The organism is Bradyrhizobium sp. USDA 4506 (assembly GCF_054058795.1).
In genome coordinates this window covers 5238524-5253684 of record NZ_JBSSBM010000002.1, presented here as the reverse complement: position 1 = coordinate 5253684, position 15161 = coordinate 5238524, and the positions used below count along the sequence as shown (strand labels likewise).

Here is a 15161-nt window from a genome sequence, read left to right as displayed (position 1 = left end):
CTGCGGCCAGTTGTCGCTTTTCAAGCGCGCGGGATTGCGTAGATAGAGCGCTCCGCAATTTTCAATCCTGCGAGCACTCCACCATGTCCGCACTTTCTGAGGCGCGCGCCCCCGCGAAGGGCCGGTCGCTGCGTCCCGTTCCCATGCTGATCTTCGGATCGCGCTGGCTGCAATTGCCACTCTATGTCGGCCTGATCATCGCCCAGGGCGTCTATGTCGTGCTGTTCCTCAAGGAACTGTGGCACCTGTTCGCCCATGCCTTCGATTTCAGCGAGCAGCAGATCATGCTGGCCGTTCTCGGCCTGATCGACGTCGTCATGATCTCGAACCTGTTGGTGATGGTGATCGTTGGCGGCTACGAGACCTTCGTGTCGCGCCTCAATCTGCAGGGACACCCGGACGAGCCGGAATGGCTCAGCCACGTCAATGCCAGCGTGCTGAAGATCAAGCTGGCGATGGCGATCATCGGCATCTCCTCGATCCATCTGCTGCGCACCTTCATCGAGGCCGGCGCGCTGTCGTCAGGCAAGGGCAACTACACCGAGACCGGCGTGATGTGGCAGACCATCATCCACTGCGTCTTCATCCTGTCGGCGATCGGCATCGCCATCGTCGACAAGCTGTCGAACGACTCGATTGAAGGCGCCAAGCAGGCCGCGCATTGAGCGCGGCCGCCAAGGTTCACAGCAATCCGGTGTCGTGGTAAGGCTCACGACACTGATATCGCGGGCGTTGGCCTGATGCCGCGCCCATTGGACCGCTGCGTGAACAGGTTGTTGGATTTGACATTCCTCCGCGCGCTTGCCCTCGGGCTCCTGCTCGCATCCGTCGTCTCACCCGCGCGCGCCGCCGATGCCGCGTTCACGCAATTCATCGCCTCGCTGTGGCCGGAGGCCAAGGCCGCCGGCGTGTCGCGCGAAACCTTCGATCGCGAGACGCGCTCGCTCGAGCCCGACTACAAGCTGCCCGACCTGATCCTGCCAGGACGTCCCAAGACCGGCGCACCGGCGCAGGCCGAGTTCGTGCAGGTGCCGGCCGATTATATCAGGGAAGCCTCGATCGCGCGGCTCGCCGCCGAAGGGCAGCGGCTGATGCAGAAGTATCGCTCCTCGCTCGATGCGATCGAGAAGCGGTTCGGCGTCCCGGCCACCGTCGTGCTGGCGATCTGGGGCCGCGAGACCGACTACGGACGCTATTCTCTGCCCTACGACACGTTGCGCGTGGTGGCAACGCAGGCCTATGTCGGCCGTCGCAAGGATCAGTACCGTACCGAGTTCATCCTGGCGCTGAAGATCCTCGGCGAGGGCGCGGTGACGCGCAAGGAGATGCGCTCATCGTGGGCGGGAGCGACCGGCTACACCCAGTTCCTGCCGTCGGAATATTACAAGCACGGCGTCGATCTCGACGGCGACGGCCGCGTCGACATCTGGCATTCGGTGCCGGACGCGCTCGCCTCCGCCGCGCAGCAGCTGGTCAACAAGGGCTGGCAGCCCGGCGTGCGCTGGGCTTATGAGGTGCAGGCGCCGGCCAATGCCGACTGCACGATGGGCGTGCCTGAAGTGACGAAGCCGATCAGCCAGTGGCTGCGCGCCGGCTTCGTGCCGGTGCGCGGGCAGAAGCTCAGCGCCGCCGAGCAGGCGCAATCGGCGTCGCTGCTGCAGCCGGAAGGCAGCTACGGTCCGGCCTTCCTGACCACGCCGAACTACTTCGTGATCAAGGAATACAATTTCTCCGATCTCTACGTGCTGTTCGTCGGCCACCTCGCCGACCGCATGACGAGCCCGCAGCCATTCGCGACGCCATGGTCGGCGTCGAAGCAGCTGCGCTCCGCCGATGTCGAGGCGATGCAGCAGCAGCTGACGAAGATCGGTCTCTACGAGGACAAGCTCGACGGCAAGGCCGGGATGCAGACCCGCGCGGCGCTCGGCGCCTATCAGAAGCAGGCCGGGCTGAAGGTTGATTGCTGGCCGAGCGAGGCGGTGCTGCGCGCGATGAACGGGCAGCGCTGATCGGGCTGGCTCGCAAGGCCGCCTGTTGGCGTAAAAGCAAAAACCCGGCCGCGAGGCCGGGTTTTCGAATGTGATGCTGAAAACGTGTCGGTCGATCAGTCGCAAACCTGGATGCGACGGAAGCGCCAGCCGTAGCCGTCCCAGAAGCGCTCACGAACCATGCGGCACGGGGCCTCTTCGACGTAAACCGGCGCCGGTGCGACATAGACCGGCGCGGGGCGAGCGCCTGCGATCGCGCCGCCCAGCAGGGCGCCGCCGATCAGGCCGCCGGCAACGCCGGCTGCGACGGCGCCGCCGTCACCAGCCTTGGCAGCCGGAGCAACGGCCAGCGAACCGGCAATCGTGGTAACGGCGACAAGGGCAGCTAAAGTCTTCTTCATGTCTTTGGCTCTCCTGGAAGGTGGTGGCGTCGTGGTTCGGCGCCGGGTTGAGGTGACTCACACGCTGATCTCGAACTGCTGTCTTGCTAAACAGCGCAGAACAGTCAACCGAAAGTAAACGTCCGCAGGCTGATCGCGCAGAAAAGCGGTTTTTTCTGGCCATCTGCAGCAGATGTCCCGGAGAAACAGTCGGTTTTTCCGGGACATTTGGTTCGATTTAATCGAGATGAACGGCGATCAATCGCAAACGCGGACGCTGCGAACGCGCCAGGTGTAGCCGTCCCAGAACCGCTGGCGCTGCCAGAAGCAGTCGGGGCCGTAGCCGGGTTCGGCGACATAGGCCGGACCGGGCGCATAGTAGCCGTATCCGGGACCGTAATAGCGGTTCTGCGATGCGATCGCGCCACCGACAATGGCGCCACCGATCAATCCCGCAGCGACGCCGGCGGCGACACCGCGTTGTGCCTGGGCGGGGGCGGGCACCGCCACAGTCGAAGCCGCCACAGCGGCAACGGCGCAAAGCGCCAGCAATGTCTTCTTCATGGCCTCACCTTTCTCGCGGCAGCAGGGACAGCGTGCATTGGCGATCTGTCTCGCCGGAGGGTTCCATATTCAGCTTGAATGATCAATGAACGACGCTGCCGCATTCGCGACCAAATGCTTGCAGCTTTTGCAATATCTTGCAACGCACAAGCCCGATAGCGCCGCGGCGAGGCGCCTACTCATGGGGGCCGGCGGCGAAGGCAGCGGTTATTGGCCCGTCAGCCACCCGGCGGGTGTCGGATTCCTGACCTCCGATCGATTTAGACTCATTCCAATATGAATCCCGCATCAGTTTGGAATTGCTACAAAAACCGCTTTTTCCTTTTGCATCCCGCGGGAGCCGACAATATCCATATTGCCAAGCATCACCGTTGGACCCCGCCTTTCTCCGATGATTGTCTGTTCCTGTAACGTCCTCAGCGACCACGATGTCCGCAATGCCGTTAATGGCGGTGGGGCCGTGACACGAAATGCCAAGCAGGTGTACGGCTGCCTCGGCTGCAGTGCCGAATGCGGCCGCTGCGCGCGCACCATCAAGGCGATCATCGACGAGGCGCTCGGTCCCTGCGCCAAGGCCTGCTGCTCCGGCTGCCCCCACAGCGGCCATCCGCACGCCGCCAACGAGGACGCCGAGCCGGCCGAATTCGCGCTCGCGGCCTGCTGAAGCTTCTCGTTTCGACGCGCTTCCTGACGGCGAACGGGCTTCCGCTTCGCTGGAAGACGCTGCGCCAAATCCTTCGAATCCGGTTACCCACGCGCTGCTTCTGCGAAGGGTTGCTCTTGCCCGCAAACTGATTTAGAAGCATTCTAAGTTTAGCGCCGGCCTAGGTTGGCCGCGACAGGTGGAGTGGATCATGCAAGGCGACCCGAAGGTCATCGATTATCTGAACAAGGGGCTGCGCAGCGAACTGACCGCCATCAATCAGTACTGGCTGCACTACCGGATGCTCAACAATTGGGGCCTCCTGGAGATGGCCAAGGTCTGGCGCAAGGAGTCCATCGAGGAGATGGAGCACGCCGACAAATTCGTCGATCGCATCCTGTTCCTCGACGGCTTCCCGAATCTGCAGGTGCTCGATCCCCTGAAGATCGGCCAGGACGTCAAGGAGATCATCGAGTGTGACCTCGCCGCCGAGATCGGCGCGCGCACGCTCTACCAGGAGGCGGCGACCTACTGCCATGGCGTCAAGGACTATGTCAGCCGCGACCTGTTCGAGCAGCTGATGAAGGACGAGGAAGACCACATCGACTTCCTCGAGACCCAGCTCGACCTGATCAAGCGCATCGGCCTTGAGCTCTACACCCAGAAGCACGTCGGCCATCTGAAGGGCGAGGATTCCTGACCGGCTGTCTGCCGGCGCGCCGAGCGTCTGCCAAAATACGAGAGGCCGTCCTTGCGGGCGGCCTCTTTTGTTTTTGCGAACGGGATCGAGCTATTCGTCAGTAGCACCGCGTGATGTTGACCGTGCGGTCGCCGCCCCGGCCGGGCACCGTGACGCTCTCGGTGGGGCAGCTCGACACATAGGGCCGATCCGACGGCACCACGGCCGGCGGATAGCGATGCGCCCAATCCCACGGCACGTCCTGGGTGTAGGTGTAACGGACGTCGCTCGAGACTGGCGCCGGGACGTCGGCAGCGAAGGGAACGCTCGCCGCGCCATCATAATAACCGCCCGCGTCCGGCAACACGATGCCGGGGACCCGCACATGATGGCGGAAGGCTGGATGGTGCGAGGAGAACGTGCCGCGCGCTGCGGATCCGGATCTCGCATATGTCTCGGTCGGGGAAGCAAGCAGCAGCGCTGCAACGCCAAGGGACGCCATCAGCGCCCCAGTTGTTCGATACGCCATTCTTCGAAGAGCCATGGCACGCACCAACTCGCGGTTACGGAGCATTTCTGCAGACGCTAGGCCGCGCCTCACGGCGCCCGCAAACTCATCCTTAATTATTGGTTAAAAAGTAAGGTTAACAGGGAGTAACTGTTTCAAATTGACGCGACCTCGCGCGCAGGCTTCCCGCGCAGGCGGCGGGCGCCGTTCAGACCGCATCCGCCGGAACGAAGCAGCTGATGATGATGCTGCCGCGGTGGTGCACGTACCACACCACGGCCTCGCCGACCGGGTTGCCGCGATCGCGGATCACGGCGCGCTCCGGCACCATCATCCACTCGCCCTCGATCGGCATCCAATAGGCGCCGCCCCGAACGTCGTAGCTGGTGCGATGGCCGTCGGAGATGTCGCAGCACGGCACGCCATTCGGCGCGATCACGCTCTTGAACCAGGCGCGGATATCGGGCGGCACGTTGTCATATTGGCCGTTGTCGAACGCCAGTGCAGCGCCCGCCATCATGGCGAGCCACGCAAGCACCGCGACATGCGTGAGCTTTCGCATTGCCTTCCTCCGGCGAAAACTTCTACGTGACCCGCGCGTAGCGTCACGTGAATCCGGTGTTTGCGCGATTAGGCACGAACCGCGCGCGGGATGCATGCTCAAAGAATCAGCGAATCCGCGTGTCTTGCTTGATGCAGTGCGGGATGGTTGCGCTCAGGTTGGTTGCTTCGTGCGCGCCTTCTTCGCGGCTTTCACCGCGATATTGTCCCGCGCCATTTCGAGCACGCTGCGCAGCGTGATCTGATCCGCTTTCGCGAGGCGGACATTGGTGCTGCCGCTCTTGCCCCAGCCGCCCGGCACCGGCCGGAAGATCTCCGGCTCGGCCTCGACCAGCATCGCCTGCTGCTCAGGTGTCAGCTTCACCATGCCCCAATCCTGGTCGGGATAGCCGAGGGTTGCGAAGATGCGCTTGCCGACGCGGAAATCGGTTGTGCCGTGATGCGCGCCTTCAACGACCTCGGGCAGGCTCAGCGCAATGCGGCGGAAGCGATCAGCGGACATTGCCATGACCTCGATCGCTACATCGTCGGCGCCGTCTGCAACAGTCCCTGCAATTGCCTGGCATAGAACTTCGCATCGCCGGTGGTGAGATGGCCGCGTGTCTCGCTGCTTGCCGGGATCAGATCAATCCTGCCGTTCTTGATCCGCTTCACTGCAGCTTCAGTGACGCCGGTCTCCGGCGGGTTGCGTTCATCGTCGGCGGCATTGATGGCACACAGGGTGGCCTCGATCTTCTCCATTCCGGCGGAAGGATCGTAGTCGTGCGAGGCCTCCCATTGATAGATGTAGTCGTTGGCATCTGATGTGACCGGCAGCGCCAGCTGGTCGTCGACCAGCTTGTCGGCCTGCGCCGCGGTCGGCGCCAGCGTCTGGTAATTGAGCGTGCCGCCGGCACTGGCGAAGCGATAGGCGGCGACGGCGTATTTCATCATCCGCGGCTGGCTGGTGTAGTTGCCGCCATTGTAGTCGGGATCGTTGCGGATCGTGTCCAGCATCGTCCGACGCAGCATCCAGTTGCGTGCCGCCATAGCGGTCGGCTGCGAGGCCATCGGCACCAGCACGTCCATCATCCGCGGATAGCGCACGCCCCAGATCCAGGTGTGCATGCCGCCCATCGAGTTACCGATCACGAGCCGCAGATGCCTGATGCCGAGCCCTTCGGTGACCAGCCTATACTGCGCGTCGACCATGTCGTTGTAGTCGTATTTCGGAAAGCTCGTCCGCATCGCGTCCGACGGCTTCGACGATTTGCCGTGCCCGATGCCGTCAGGGATGATGATGTAGTATTTCGCCGCGTCAAGCGGCTGGCCGGGGCCGAACAACTGGCCGGCAAAGCTCGGCGTCAGCATGCTGGCGGCCGAGCCGCCGGAGCCGTGCAGCACCAGCACCGGCTGTCCGGTCGGTGCGCCGACCGTGGTGTAGTGCAGCCGCAATTCCGGCATCACCTCGCCGCTGTGAAACTTGAAGTCCTTTGCGGTCCACTCGCCGTCCTGCGGCGTGGGGTAATCTGCAGCCATGGTCGGTACCGATATCGAGACGAGAGCGGCCACAAGCGCCGCGCACCAACGGATCATCATGCTTCTTCCCACGCGCGGCGCGTTTGTCCAGCCGCTTCGGTGCAAGCCTAGCATGGAGGAAGGAGATGTCCGAGAGTACGTCGGCACGGCTGGCGAAGAAGTGTTCGGCTAACTCTGCTTCAGCACGTTCAGCGCATACCATCCCCAATAGACGCGGTGACGCTGGATCAGGCCGTCATCGATCTCCATGACCTCGACCAGATCCATCTGATCGCCGTCCGGAGACTGCCGTGGATACTCCCAGGTGAGAAGGCGGCCGTCGCTGAAGAAGCCCTGCTTGAAGCGCCGCCGTTGCGGCGGGTTGGTGCGGAACACGCGCGTGATGAACTCGCACAGCGCGTCGCGGCCGCGGACGATCCCGTCTTTGGTCTGCATCAAATGCTGGACCAGCGGGCTCTCGATCGAGGCGTCGGCTGCGTAGAGCGCGAGCGCCGCCTCGAGGTCCTTGTTGCCAAGCGCTTCATCCCAGAGCCTGTAGATGCGTTCCGCGTCGTTGCTGCCGGCTGTCATGATCGTTCCCTTGTGTTTGATCGACTGCCGCCCATTTGAACGGAACAGGCCGCCGCGACGTTTCAGGAAAATCTGAAATGAGCTGCGCGGCACGGCGCATGCGGGTAGGACGCTTCGGCGCGATCTGGAGGACAATGCGGTGGGATCATCCCAGGCCTTGCAGACAGGATTTTCGCGGATCGCCGAGGCCTTGGGCGATCCGGTCCGCGAGGCCATGGTCAGTGCGCTGGCCGACGGCAAGGCGCTGCCGGCGGGCGAGCTTGCTGCGGTCGCCGGCATTTCGCCGCAAGGCGCCAGCGCGCATTTGCAGAAGCTGGTCGACGCCCGCGTGCTGTCGGTGTGGGCACAGGGCAGGTTCAGATATTACCGGATCAGGGACGACGACGTCGCGGCGCTGATCGAGAACCTCGTCGATCTTGCGGCCAAGGCCACCGTCGGGCGGCGGCGTGCGATGCCGGCCGAGCAGCTCAGGCGATCGCGGACCTGCTACCACCACCTTGCGGGTCAGCTCGGCGTGCTGTTGTCGAATGCGCTGATCCGCCGCCGCCTCGTCGTGATCGACGGCCGCGATGGTCGCGTGACCGAGCAGGGGTTGGCCTGGTGCCGGGCCGAGGCAATCGATTTCGATTCGGCGCGGCAGCCGCATCTGCGGCTCTGCAACGACTGGACCGAGCGCGTGCCGCATCTCGCCGGTCCGTTTGCCAATGCCGTGCTGGCGCGGCTGGTCGAGATGCGCGGCGTTGCGCCGCATCGGATTCCGCGCGCATTGCGGATCACCGATCGGGGGCGGGCGTTCTTCGACCGGCTTGGCGTCCAGGTTCCGTTCTGAAGGCGACGAGGTGAACTAGCGGCCGTCCTCGACCTCGGTCTCCGGGCGGTCGTTACCTGATGCGGTTTCGGTCAACCATTTGCCGTCCGACGTCTCGTACTGGATCGCCTCGGTGCGGCCGGGGACGCGCTGCTCGTTGGCGGCGCGTCGGGCAGCGGCGAGTGCCGCGGCATGGGTAGGAAATGGTTCCGAGAACACCCCGTTGACGGTATAGGCCCAGCCGCCGTCGTGCTGGACGACCTTGTAGATCACGTGGCTCATCCGGAACCTCGCTCCACCGTGGACGATGACACTGCCAGAATAGACCACGATGTCGTATTTTGCAGCAGCCGATCGTCCTTGAGAGAGCCGCCCCGTTGCCGCGGGCGAGGGAGACCGACATGTGCCGCAATATCAAGACGCTGTTCAACTTCGAGCCGCCCGCCACCGAAGACGAGATCCACGCCTCGGCGCTGCAGTTCGTGCGCAAACTGTCCGGCTTCAACAAGCCGTCGCAGTCCAATGAGGCCGCCTTCAACCTGGCCGTGACCGAGGTCTCGAATGCCGCGCGCAGGCTCCTGATCTCGTTGCAGACCACGGCACCGGCGCGCGATCGCGAGGTGGAGGCGGAGAAGGCGAGGGAGCGTTCGCGCCTGCGATTTGGCTGAGGGCGGGGCGCACCGTGATGCAGGTCACGGTACGGCGCCACGCGTCCGGGCATCGGTGCAGTTCACCCGATCCCGGAGCAACGCCATGAAGCCTGCCCTGCTCACGTCCTGTTCGATTGCGTTTGCCGCGCTCTGGACCTGCGGCATGCTGTGGTCGAGCGGGACGATCGACCTTGCCAACGTCATCATCCTGTCGGCCTGCGGGGCGTTCGCGGGCGTTGCCTGGTACTACGCGATGCGCTGGGTCTTCCAGCTCATGCACCTCGCTCGACCCTCCGATCCTCCGGCCAATCCCGGCGCGGAGCCGTAGGCATCGGGCGCGGCACGGACAGAGCTGGCCGTGTCGCCGCGCGAGGACAGGAAGGATTACTTCTTGTCCTTCTTGCGGTGCTTCTTCTTTTTCTTGTGATCGTCGTCCTCGTCGTCATCTTCCGCGAAGTCGATGGCGTCGACGTCAAGCGCGATCGCCTCCGCTGCCGCGCGCTCGGCGGCATCGCGCTCGGCGAACTCGGCGGCTTCACGCTCCTTGGTGCGCTTGTAGTCTTCCCAGGCGTCGAAGATCATGTGCAGCCACGGCATCACCTGTTCGATCGACGGCAATTGTCCGGGCGGGCCGGCTTCACCGCGCGGGCCGGCCGGTCCCTGCGGTCCCTGTGGACCAGCTTCGCCGCGCGGACCCTGCACGCCCGCCTTGCCTTGCGCTCCCGGCTTGCCCTGGGGACCCGCCTTCCCAACCAGTCCGGGCTTGCCTTGCGGGCCCGGCTTGCCGCGCGCACCTTCCGGCCCCGGCCGCCCCGGATGTCCTTGCGGACCGGGCCGACCCGGCTCGCCCTGACGGCCCTGCGGCCCCTGCGCCCCTCGTGACCCCTGGCGGGAGATTGTCTCGTCAGCCACTGATATGCTCCGTCGCGATTTCAAGCCGCTTGTAACAGAGGTTGGATGACGGCTTCAATTCTGCCGGGCGCGGCTGATGCAAGCGATCAACAGTCATAATTCGATGCGAAGATTGTGACGGGAGGACGCGTTGCGGATTCTGAACGACAGGCGCGGGGCAGTTGCAGGCGACGCAACAGGGGCGCTGACGTTCGACATCGTGGTGACGCGGCACGATCTGCGCGATGAAGTGGCGTTTCGCAACACCGGCGTCCTCAATCTGTATGCCGAGCTGTTTCCTCCGAACGAGCGCGACGCCCCCGACGACATTGTGCGCTGGGTGCTGTCAGATGATGTCGGCGAGCGACGAGAGTTCAGCGTCGGTGATCAGCAGCTGTCATATTGCCTCGACTCGCGCTGCTTCATCCTGCGCGCGGAAGGGCGCGCGATCGGCCTCGGCTTCTTCACCTACGATCACGCAAGCGAGCTGATCTACTGCAACTATGTCGGCGTCGCGAAGGCGTGGCGCGGCGGCGGCCTGGCGGGCCGGTTCTATCGCGAGATGATCGAGATGCTCGACGCCTTGTTTCCGCGCAATATCGGCGTGGTGCTCGAGGTCGAGCCGTATGATCGCGATCGCTTGGCGGCGATCATCGGCGATCTCGAACGGACCGGCGTGAGGCGGCTCGCAGCGGATCAACAGACCGAGATTCGCAGATTGCTGCGCGTCAACTGGTACGACAAGCTTGGCTATTGCTTCTTCTGCGACGCGCGCGGCATGCAGCCGCTTGAGTGTCGCTCGCCATGCCTCGATCCATCGCTATTGCCATCCGCTTGGGTCGGCGCGGAGGAAAATTATTGGTTGGCCTGGCAGTCGCGGACCGGCGCGCCCTCGGCGGAGGGCGAGCGCGCGGGTGAGCTCTGGCAAAGAGCCGTCGCTGCGATCTATGTCGAGATCCTCGCAAAATCGCTGGTCGACGACGATCCGAAGGGGCGGCGCGACTATTGGGACTATGCGACGGCGCTGGTCGCGCAGACGCTGCAACAGGCCGGGACGACCGAGGTGCGTCTCGCTCGCTGCCTCGATGCCGACGGCAGCGAGCTATTGTCACGCTGGCGGCGGCTTTCGATCGACCTGCCGATCTAGCGTCGACGTGCCGCAAAGCGTGATGAGATCCGGTTGAATCATCATCACGCTTAGCTCGTTGTCCAAGCACGATCTTCCCGGAAAGCCGCTTCGCGCGCTCCCGGATCTTGCTCTAGGCTGCGGCGTGCTCGCTCAGCGGCACGTCGATGCCGTCGGCCGAATATTCGCGGATCTTGTTCCGCAATGTCCGAACCGACAGCCCGAGCACGCGCGCGGCGCGGGTGCGGTTGCCGTCGCAGCGCGCAAGCGTTTGCAGCACGAGCTCGCGCTCGACTTCATCGACGGTCGCGCCGATCAGCAGTGGGACGATTTCATTTGGAGCCAGCGACGGCAGCAGAGCTTCCGGCGACGGTACGGTGGACGCGTAAGACATGAACTCCTCCCGATCAACGCCCGCTTCGTCGGTGAAGCGAAGACATCGAGAACCAACTACCCCGTAGATCCACGGTGTGCCGGTTTGGTTAACAAGCCCTTAACGCGCCCCTAACTCCCTGCTCTGTAAGCAAAATACCCAGAAATCGCCACGATTGCGGTTCCATCCGTCACAATGTGCGGTAGCCGCCATCGACCATCACGATCGATCCCGAGACATAGGCCGACAGGTCCGAGGCGAGGAAGATGGCGGGGCCGACGATGTCCTCCGGCTTGCCGGCGCGGCCGAGCGGGGTGTGGTCCATGAAGACCTTGACGAGGTCGGGATTGGTGGCGCGCACCTTCTCGTTCAAAGGCGTCTCGATGAAGCCCGGCCCGATTGCATTGACGCGCACACCATCCTTGCCGAGTTCGGCGGCCAACGCCTTGGTGAAGCCGAGCACGCCGTGCTTGGAGGCGGTATAGGCCGGCGAACTCGGCGTGCGCAGATGCACGAAGGACTGGATCGAGCCGATGTTGACGATGCGCCCCTTGTTCTTGCGCAGTGGCGCGAGGAACGAATGCGTCACGTTGAACACGCCGGTGAGATTGATCGAGATGATGTCTTCCCAATCCTTGATCACGGCCTCGTCGGTGCCGAGCATGCCGTTGCGGCGCGCGATGCCGGCATTGTTGACCAGGATCGAGACCGGCCCGACCTTGTCGGCCACCTGCTTTGCCATCGCGACGCAGGCGTCGCGATTGGTCACGTCGAGCGCAAAGCTCTCCGCCTTGCCGCCGGCATTGCGGATCTCCCTGGCCGCTTCCGCCGCCGCATCGCCGTTCATGTCGAGCAGCACCACGCGCGCGCCCTCGCGGCCGTAGCCCAGTGCGATGGCGCGCCCGATGCCCGAGCCCGCACCGGTGATGACGGCGATGTGATTGTCGAGAAGGGCCATGGCGTTTCCTCGTTCTGATTTGTGAGCGTTGTCGACAACACTATTCAAAACTGCGCCAACCGAAACGCCAAGCCGCGTTTGCGCGTTGCTGTTATCCGGATTCGGATGACAGTTACGGACCGCGGACATGGACCCGCATATCAGACACTGGAAAGTTGCGATCGAGCGCTTTTGCGCGGCGCCGGATCCCGACTACCGCGAGATGGCCAAAATGGTCGCGGAGATCGCCGCGACCGACATCGACGAGACGCTGCGGCATGCGGCCGCACAGGTGCTGCCGATCCTGCGCCAGGCGGCGATGAAATCGGCCGACCGCCGCACCAAAGCGATGGCGCTGCGCCGTCTCGGCATCGTCAACGACGCACTGCACATGCTGTCGGCGCCGCGGTTCGGCCGGCGCGGCCTGGCGCCGAAGGCGCTGACGCAGGAGGAGCAGTACCGGCAATTGCTCGGCCTGCCGTTCGGCCGCCGGCTCGCAGCGACCGAAGTCCAGCAGGCTTTCAAGCGCGCCGCCAAGACGGTGCATCCCGACGGCGGCGGCAACGGCGCGGCATTCCTCGAACTCGCCGCCGCGCGCGACGCCCTGATCAAGCATCACTGACGCTGGATGGCGTCATATCTGACAGCACAAGGACGGACGCCGCGCTGTTGCCGCGTGTCCGCCCTGTGCGTGATCGAATGGCGTTCGCTCAGAACGCGCAGGTGCCGTTGTTCAGGAGGCCGGTCTTGTAGCTGAACGCGGCGTCGAAGGTCGGCAGCTCCTCGCTGACGATGGAGAAGTTCGCCGGCCACGGCGTGGTCGGGATGCTCTGGTCCCAGATCTGGCAGAAGCCGGTGTCCTGCCAGCGGATCAGATGATAGGGCGTGGCGCTGGCCGGGCTTGCCGCGGCAAGCAAGGACACGGTGGCGGCAATGGCGGCACAGGCAATCGCAAGACGACGCATGGGAAATCTCCGGTTTGAAAAATGAATGCTCCGCGGGGCAATCCTGGAGCTCAGGGGCCGATCGCCCCGGACATGCAGTGAGTATTGCAACCCCGGGAACAGGTTCAACACCGGTCGTGCGAAAGCACCCGTCAACAAATCGGCCATCGCTGTGCCAAATTGCGCCTGTTTACGCGCTTGCTACAGTCGGAGCATCGCGATTCGCAGCCGTGTCACGACGCGAGCAAATCGACGAGAGCAAATCGACGTGAGTAAATCCTGGGGAGACCGCACATGAAACCTTCATCCACCCTGCGTGCTGCGCTTGTCGCGCTGCTGGCGTTCATTGGCCTTGCGTTCTCTTCCGCGGCCCGCGCCGACAGCGGCTTCGTGACGCTCACGATCTACAAGGCCGGATGGATCATCGGTGGCTCCGGCGGCAGCGGCGTGTTGACCTTCCGCGGCCGCTCCTACCGGCTCTCCACCGGCGGCCTCGACTACGGACTGGTGTTCGGCGGCTCCAAGACCGTGCTACGCGGCCGGGTCAGCAACATCAACCGTCCGTCCGACGTTGCCGGCGTCTACGGTGCGGCCGGCGCGGGGCTTGCCGTCGGACGCGGCGCGCGTGCGATCGTGCTGACCAATCAGAAGGGCGCGGTGTTGGAGTTGACCGGCCACCAGGTCGGCCTGATGGCCAACGCCGATCTGAGCGGGCTTGCGATCACGATGCGGTAGAGCATTTCGTTCGGTTTATCCCCGTCATCCTGAGGAGCGCGTCTTCGCGCGTCTCGAAGGATGCACGGCCCGGCTGGTGGCCGATTCATCCTTCGAGGCTCGCCGAAGTGGCTCGCACCTCCAGCGACAATGGCATAGCCATTGCGCAGGGATGACGGGGGCAGCTAGTCTAAAGCGTTGAGTGCGCGAAGCCGCAAGGCCGTGCCGGCACCGGCCGGGGCGAAGCCGCGTTCACCTGAACAGATGCAGCGCGGCGTATTGCAGCAGCATGATGGTCTTGGCGTCGACGATGCGGCCGTCGCTGATCATGGCGAGCGCGTCGTCGATCGCAAGCTCGAGCACCTCGATGTCCTCGCCCTCGTCGGCGAGCCCGCCGCCGTCACCGATGCGCATCGCGGCATCGTATTCGGCGACGAAGCAATGCAGCTTCTCGGTCACGGCGCCCGGAGACGTGAAAGCCTCGAACACCTTGCGCACATGCACGAGCCGGTAGCCGATCTCTTCCTCCGCTTCGGCGCGGATGCGTGCTTCCGGCTCGGCATCGTCGAGCATGCCGGCGGCAACCTCGATCAGCAGATCGTCATAACCGTTGGCGAAAGCGGGGAAGCGTAACTGGCGCACCAGCACGACGCAGCGGGTCGTCAGATTGTAGGGCAACAGCGCCGCGCCGTTGCCGCGATCGTAGACCTCGCGCACCTGGGTCTGCCATTCGCCGTTGGCGCGCCGGTAGTCGAACGTCGCGCTCTTCAGCTCGTAGCGGCGCTTCGAAAGCAGCTCGACGTGCTTGACGCGAACGCGGTCGGCGATGCTCATGCGTCGGTCCTCAGCCCTCTCACGGCGTCGCTTCGCGCCCGTCGAGCCATTTGGCCAGCATCACCGAGGTCGACTCGTCATAGCCGAGCGATTGGTAGAACGCGCCGGCCTTGGCGTTCTCCCGCCGCACCAGCAGTTGCAGCTTCGGCACGCCGGCGGCGCGCAGCCAGTCCTCGGCCGCCGCCATGATGGTGCGGCCAAGCCCCTTGCCCTGGCGGTTGGGATCGACCGCGACGTAATAGACCCAGCCGCGATGACCGTCGTGGCCGACCATCGCGGTCGCGACGATCGCATTGGCGTCGCGGCCGACCAGCACGGCTGAATTCGGTCCGCGCCGCGCCAGCGCGATGTCGGCAGCAGGATCGTTCCATGGCCGCGTCAGGCCGCAGGCCTGCCACAGCGCGACGACATCGGCGATGTCGTTATCGGTGATCTCTGCAATGGCGAGGGAGGCAGAGGAGGAGGGCATCGTC

At 64.4% G+C, this 15161-nt stretch carries 24 protein-coding genes; 10 read left to right on the top strand and 14 right to left on the bottom strand.

The genetic code is table 11. From position 1 onward, the window contains the following. The first annotated feature begins 83 nt into the window (after positions 1 to 83). On the top strand, positions 84 to 665 hold the full coding sequence (locus tag ACVIHF_RS27070; RefSeq protein ID WP_057019130.1) for a TIGR00645 family protein: 582 nt from the start codon (positions 84 to 86) through the stop codon (positions 663 to 665). Between the two features lie 99 nt (positions 666 to 764). Then, positions 765 to 2009 (top strand): lytic murein transglycosylase, encoded by a 1245-nt coding sequence (locus ACVIHF_RS27065; protein WP_456792841.1) that lies wholly within the window; start codon positions 765 to 767, stop codon positions 2007 to 2009. Between the two features lie 95 nt (positions 2010 to 2104). On the opposite strand, the gene ACVIHF_RS27060 is transcribed toward ACVIHF_RS27065, so the two are convergent. Both ACVIHF_RS27060 and ACVIHF_RS27055 read right to left on the bottom strand, forming a co-directional pair. After that, positions 2105 to 2389: a hypothetical protein gene (locus ACVIHF_RS27060; protein ID WP_016843728.1), complete on the bottom strand. Its 285-nt coding sequence runs from the start codon at positions 2387 to 2389 to the stop codon at positions 2105 to 2107. Positions 2390 to 2626: 237 nt separating this feature from the next. Next, entirely contained in the window at positions 2627 to 2932 is a 306-nt protein-coding gene (locus ACVIHF_RS27055; RefSeq protein WP_016843729.1) for a hypothetical protein, read from the bottom strand. Positions 2933 to 3323: 391 nt separating this feature from the next. Here ACVIHF_RS27055 and ACVIHF_RS27050 point away from each other — a divergent pair, with 391 nt between their 5' ends. Next, positions 3324 to 3596 (top strand): (2Fe-2S)-binding protein, encoded by a 273-nt coding sequence (locus tag ACVIHF_RS27050; protein ID WP_253607159.1) that lies wholly within the window; start codon positions 3324 to 3326, stop codon positions 3594 to 3596. Between the two features lie 190 nt (positions 3597 to 3786). After that, the gene (gene bfr / locus ACVIHF_RS27045) at positions 3787 to 4275 is read left to right on the top strand and encodes a bacterioferritin (RefSeq protein ID WP_026193251.1); all 489 of its coding nucleotides are present in this window, start codon (positions 3787 to 3789) and stop codon (positions 4273 to 4275) included. A gap of 97 nt (positions 4276 to 4372) precedes the next feature. On the opposite strand, the gene ACVIHF_RS27040 is transcribed toward bfr, so the two are convergent. The 5 genes from ACVIHF_RS27040 to ACVIHF_RS27020 form a co-directional block, all read right to left on the bottom strand. Continuing rightward, on the bottom strand, positions 4373 to 4783 hold the full coding sequence (locus tag ACVIHF_RS27040; RefSeq protein WP_253607160.1) for a hypothetical protein: 411 nt from the start codon (positions 4781 to 4783) through the stop codon (positions 4373 to 4375). 187 nt (positions 4784 to 4970) lie between these two features. Further along, positions 4971 to 5324: a hypothetical protein gene (locus ACVIHF_RS27035; RefSeq protein WP_456792840.1), complete on the bottom strand. Its 354-nt coding sequence runs from the start codon at positions 5322 to 5324 to the stop codon at positions 4971 to 4973. A 153-nt stretch (positions 5325 to 5477) separates the two neighbouring features. Then, on the bottom strand, positions 5478 to 5831 hold the full coding sequence (locus tag ACVIHF_RS27030; protein WP_456792839.1) for an MmcQ/YjbR family DNA-binding protein: 354 nt from the start codon (positions 5829 to 5831) through the stop codon (positions 5478 to 5480). An 11-nt stretch (positions 5832 to 5842) separates the two neighbouring features. Continuing rightward, positions 5843 to 6898, bottom strand: coding sequence for an alpha/beta fold hydrolase (locus tag ACVIHF_RS27025; protein WP_456794127.1), 1056 nt, complete (start codon positions 6896 to 6898; stop codon positions 5843 to 5845). Between the two features lie 111 nt (positions 6899 to 7009). Then, positions 7010 to 7411: a nuclear transport factor 2 family protein gene (locus tag ACVIHF_RS27020; RefSeq protein WP_310880301.1), complete on the bottom strand. Its 402-nt coding sequence runs from the start codon at positions 7409 to 7411 to the stop codon at positions 7010 to 7012. A gap of 139 nt (positions 7412 to 7550) precedes the next feature. On the opposite strand from ACVIHF_RS27020, the gene ACVIHF_RS27015 reads away from it, so the two are divergent. Further along, the gene (locus tag ACVIHF_RS27015; RefSeq protein WP_310880300.1) at positions 7551 to 8240 is read left to right on the top strand and encodes an ArsR/SmtB family transcription factor; all 690 of its coding nucleotides are present in this window, start codon (positions 7551 to 7553) and stop codon (positions 8238 to 8240) included. A gap of 15 nt (positions 8241 to 8255) precedes the next feature. Here ACVIHF_RS27015 and ACVIHF_RS27010 read toward each other — a convergent pair whose 3' ends face one another. Further along, the gene (locus tag ACVIHF_RS27010; RefSeq protein ID WP_016840968.1) at positions 8256 to 8501 is read right to left on the bottom strand and encodes a DUF2188 domain-containing protein; all 246 of its coding nucleotides are present in this window, start codon (positions 8499 to 8501) and stop codon (positions 8256 to 8258) included. A gap of 119 nt (positions 8502 to 8620) precedes the next feature. Between ACVIHF_RS27010 and ACVIHF_RS27005 the strand changes: the two genes are divergently transcribed. Further along, a complete protein-coding gene (locus ACVIHF_RS27005) occupies positions 8621 to 8887 on the top strand; it encodes a DUF2277 domain-containing protein (protein ID WP_057019313.1) in 267 nt (88 codons plus the stop codon). A gap of 85 nt (positions 8888 to 8972) precedes the next feature. Further along, positions 8973 to 9197, top strand: a complete 225-nt coding sequence (locus tag ACVIHF_RS27000) for a hypothetical protein (protein ID WP_253607164.1) — start codon at positions 8973 to 8975, stop codon at positions 9195 to 9197. A gap of 56 nt (positions 9198 to 9253) precedes the next feature. Here the strand turns inward: ACVIHF_RS27000 and ACVIHF_RS26995 are convergent, their stop codons facing one another. Then, positions 9254 to 9781, bottom strand: coding sequence for a collagen-like domain-containing protein (locus ACVIHF_RS26995; protein ID WP_057019139.1), 528 nt, complete (start codon positions 9779 to 9781; stop codon positions 9254 to 9256). Positions 9782 to 9911: 130 nt separating this feature from the next. On the opposite strand from ACVIHF_RS26995, the gene ACVIHF_RS26990 reads away from it, so the two are divergent. Next, complete coding sequence (locus ACVIHF_RS26990; RefSeq protein WP_310880299.1) at positions 9912 to 10907, top strand: hypothetical protein; 996 nt, start codon at positions 9912 to 9914, stop codon at positions 10905 to 10907. A 112-nt stretch (positions 10908 to 11019) separates the two neighbouring features. Here the strand turns inward: ACVIHF_RS26990 and ACVIHF_RS26985 are convergent, their stop codons facing one another. Both ACVIHF_RS26985 and ACVIHF_RS26980 read right to left on the bottom strand, forming a co-directional pair. Next, on the bottom strand, positions 11020 to 11280 hold the full coding sequence (locus ACVIHF_RS26985; RefSeq protein WP_016840962.1) for a helix-turn-helix domain-containing protein: 261 nt from the start codon (positions 11278 to 11280) through the stop codon (positions 11020 to 11022). Positions 11281 to 11449: 169 nt separating this feature from the next. After that, on the bottom strand, positions 11450 to 12217 hold the full coding sequence (locus ACVIHF_RS26980) for an SDR family NAD(P)-dependent oxidoreductase (protein WP_225648960.1): 768 nt from the start codon (positions 12215 to 12217) through the stop codon (positions 11450 to 11452). A gap of 127 nt (positions 12218 to 12344) precedes the next feature. Between ACVIHF_RS26980 and ACVIHF_RS26975 the strand changes: the two genes are divergently transcribed. Continuing rightward, positions 12345 to 12818, top strand: a complete 474-nt coding sequence (locus ACVIHF_RS26975; protein ID WP_253607167.1) for a hypothetical protein — start codon at positions 12345 to 12347, stop codon at positions 12816 to 12818. Between the two features lie 88 nt (positions 12819 to 12906). Here ACVIHF_RS26975 and ACVIHF_RS26970 read toward each other — a convergent pair whose 3' ends face one another. Further along, the gene (locus ACVIHF_RS26970; protein ID WP_057019143.1) at positions 12907 to 13161 is read right to left on the bottom strand and encodes a hypothetical protein; all 255 of its coding nucleotides are present in this window, start codon (positions 13159 to 13161) and stop codon (positions 12907 to 12909) included. A gap of 273 nt (positions 13162 to 13434) precedes the next feature. On the opposite strand from ACVIHF_RS26970, the gene ACVIHF_RS26965 reads away from it, so the two are divergent. After that, the gene (locus ACVIHF_RS26965; protein ID WP_253607168.1) at positions 13435 to 13875 is read left to right on the top strand and encodes a hypothetical protein; all 441 of its coding nucleotides are present in this window, start codon (positions 13435 to 13437) and stop codon (positions 13873 to 13875) included. Between the two features lie 231 nt (positions 13876 to 14106). Here ACVIHF_RS26965 and ACVIHF_RS26960 read toward each other — a convergent pair whose 3' ends face one another. After that, positions 14107 to 14688, bottom strand: a complete 582-nt coding sequence (locus tag ACVIHF_RS26960) for an NUDIX hydrolase (protein ID WP_310880298.1) — start codon at positions 14686 to 14688, stop codon at positions 14107 to 14109. Positions 14689 to 14707: 19 nt separating this feature from the next. Continuing rightward, a complete protein-coding gene (locus ACVIHF_RS26955) occupies positions 14708 to 15157 on the bottom strand; it encodes a GNAT family acetyltransferase (protein ID WP_035632483.1) in 450 nt (149 codons plus the stop codon). Positions 15158 to 15161: the final 4 nt, after the last annotated feature.

Excerpts from the sequence above, each read along its gene's own strand:
- ACVIHF_RS27070 (WP_057019130.1), top strand. The coding sequence starts at position 84 with ATGTCCGCACTTTCTGAGGCGCGCGCCCCCGCGAAGGGCCGGTCGCTG.
- ACVIHF_RS27060 (WP_016843728.1), bottom strand. The coding sequence starts at position 2,389 with ATGAAGAAGACTTTAGCTGCCCTTGTCGCCGTTACCACGATTGCCGGT.
- ACVIHF_RS27055 (WP_016843729.1), bottom strand. The coding sequence starts at position 2,932 with ATGAAGAAGACATTGCTGGCGCTTTGCGCCGTTGCCGCTGTGGCGGCT.
- ACVIHF_RS27050 (WP_253607159.1), top strand. The coding sequence starts at position 3,324 with ATGATTGTCTGTTCCTGTAACGTCCTCAGCGACCACGATGTCCGCAAT.
- bfr (WP_026193251.1), top strand. The coding sequence starts at position 3,787 with ATGCAAGGCGACCCGAAGGTCATCGATTATCTGAACAAGGGGCTGCGC.
- ACVIHF_RS27040 (WP_253607160.1), bottom strand. The coding sequence starts at position 4,783 with ATGGCGTATCGAACAACTGGGGCGCTGATGGCGTCCCTTGGCGTTGCA.
- ACVIHF_RS27035 (WP_456792840.1), bottom strand. The coding sequence starts at position 5,324 with ATGCGAAAGCTCACGCATGTCGCGGTGCTTGCGTGGCTCGCCATGATG.
- ACVIHF_RS27030 (WP_456792839.1), bottom strand. The coding sequence starts at position 5,831 with ATGGCAATGTCCGCTGATCGCTTCCGCCGCATTGCGCTGAGCCTGCCC.
- ACVIHF_RS27025 (WP_456794127.1), bottom strand. The coding sequence starts at position 6,898 with ATGATCCGTTGGTGCGCGGCGCTTGTGGCCGCTCTCGTCTCGATATCG.
- ACVIHF_RS27020 (WP_310880301.1), bottom strand. The coding sequence starts at position 7,411 with ATGACAGCCGGCAGCAACGACGCGGAACGCATCTACAGGCTCTGGGAT.
- ACVIHF_RS27010 (WP_016840968.1), bottom strand. The coding sequence starts at position 8,501 with ATGAGCCACGTGATCTACAAGGTCGTCCAGCACGACGGCGGCTGGGCC.
- ACVIHF_RS27005 (WP_057019313.1), top strand. The coding sequence starts at position 8,621 with ATGTGCCGCAATATCAAGACGCTGTTCAACTTCGAGCCGCCCGCCACC.
- ACVIHF_RS27000 (WP_253607164.1), top strand. The coding sequence starts at position 8,973 with ATGAAGCCTGCCCTGCTCACGTCCTGTTCGATTGCGTTTGCCGCGCTC.
- ACVIHF_RS26985 (WP_016840962.1), bottom strand. The coding sequence starts at position 11,280 with ATGTCTTACGCGTCCACCGTACCGTCGCCGGAAGCTCTGCTGCCGTCG.
- ACVIHF_RS26980 (WP_225648960.1), bottom strand. The coding sequence starts at position 12,217 with ATGGCCCTTCTCGACAATCACATCGCCGTCATCACCGGTGCGGGCTCG.
- ACVIHF_RS26975 (WP_253607167.1), top strand. The coding sequence starts at position 12,345 with ATGGACCCGCATATCAGACACTGGAAAGTTGCGATCGAGCGCTTTTGC.
- ACVIHF_RS26970 (WP_057019143.1), bottom strand. The coding sequence starts at position 13,161 with ATGCGTCGTCTTGCGATTGCCTGTGCCGCCATTGCCGCCACCGTGTCC.
- ACVIHF_RS26965 (WP_253607168.1), top strand. The coding sequence starts at position 13,435 with ATGAAACCTTCATCCACCCTGCGTGCTGCGCTTGTCGCGCTGCTGGCG.
- ACVIHF_RS26960 (WP_310880298.1), bottom strand. The coding sequence starts at position 14,688 with ATGAGCATCGCCGACCGCGTTCGCGTCAAGCACGTCGAGCTGCTTTCG.
- ACVIHF_RS26955 (WP_035632483.1), bottom strand. The coding sequence starts at position 15,157 with ATGCCCTCCTCCTCTGCCTCCCTCGCCATTGCAGAGATCACCGATAAC.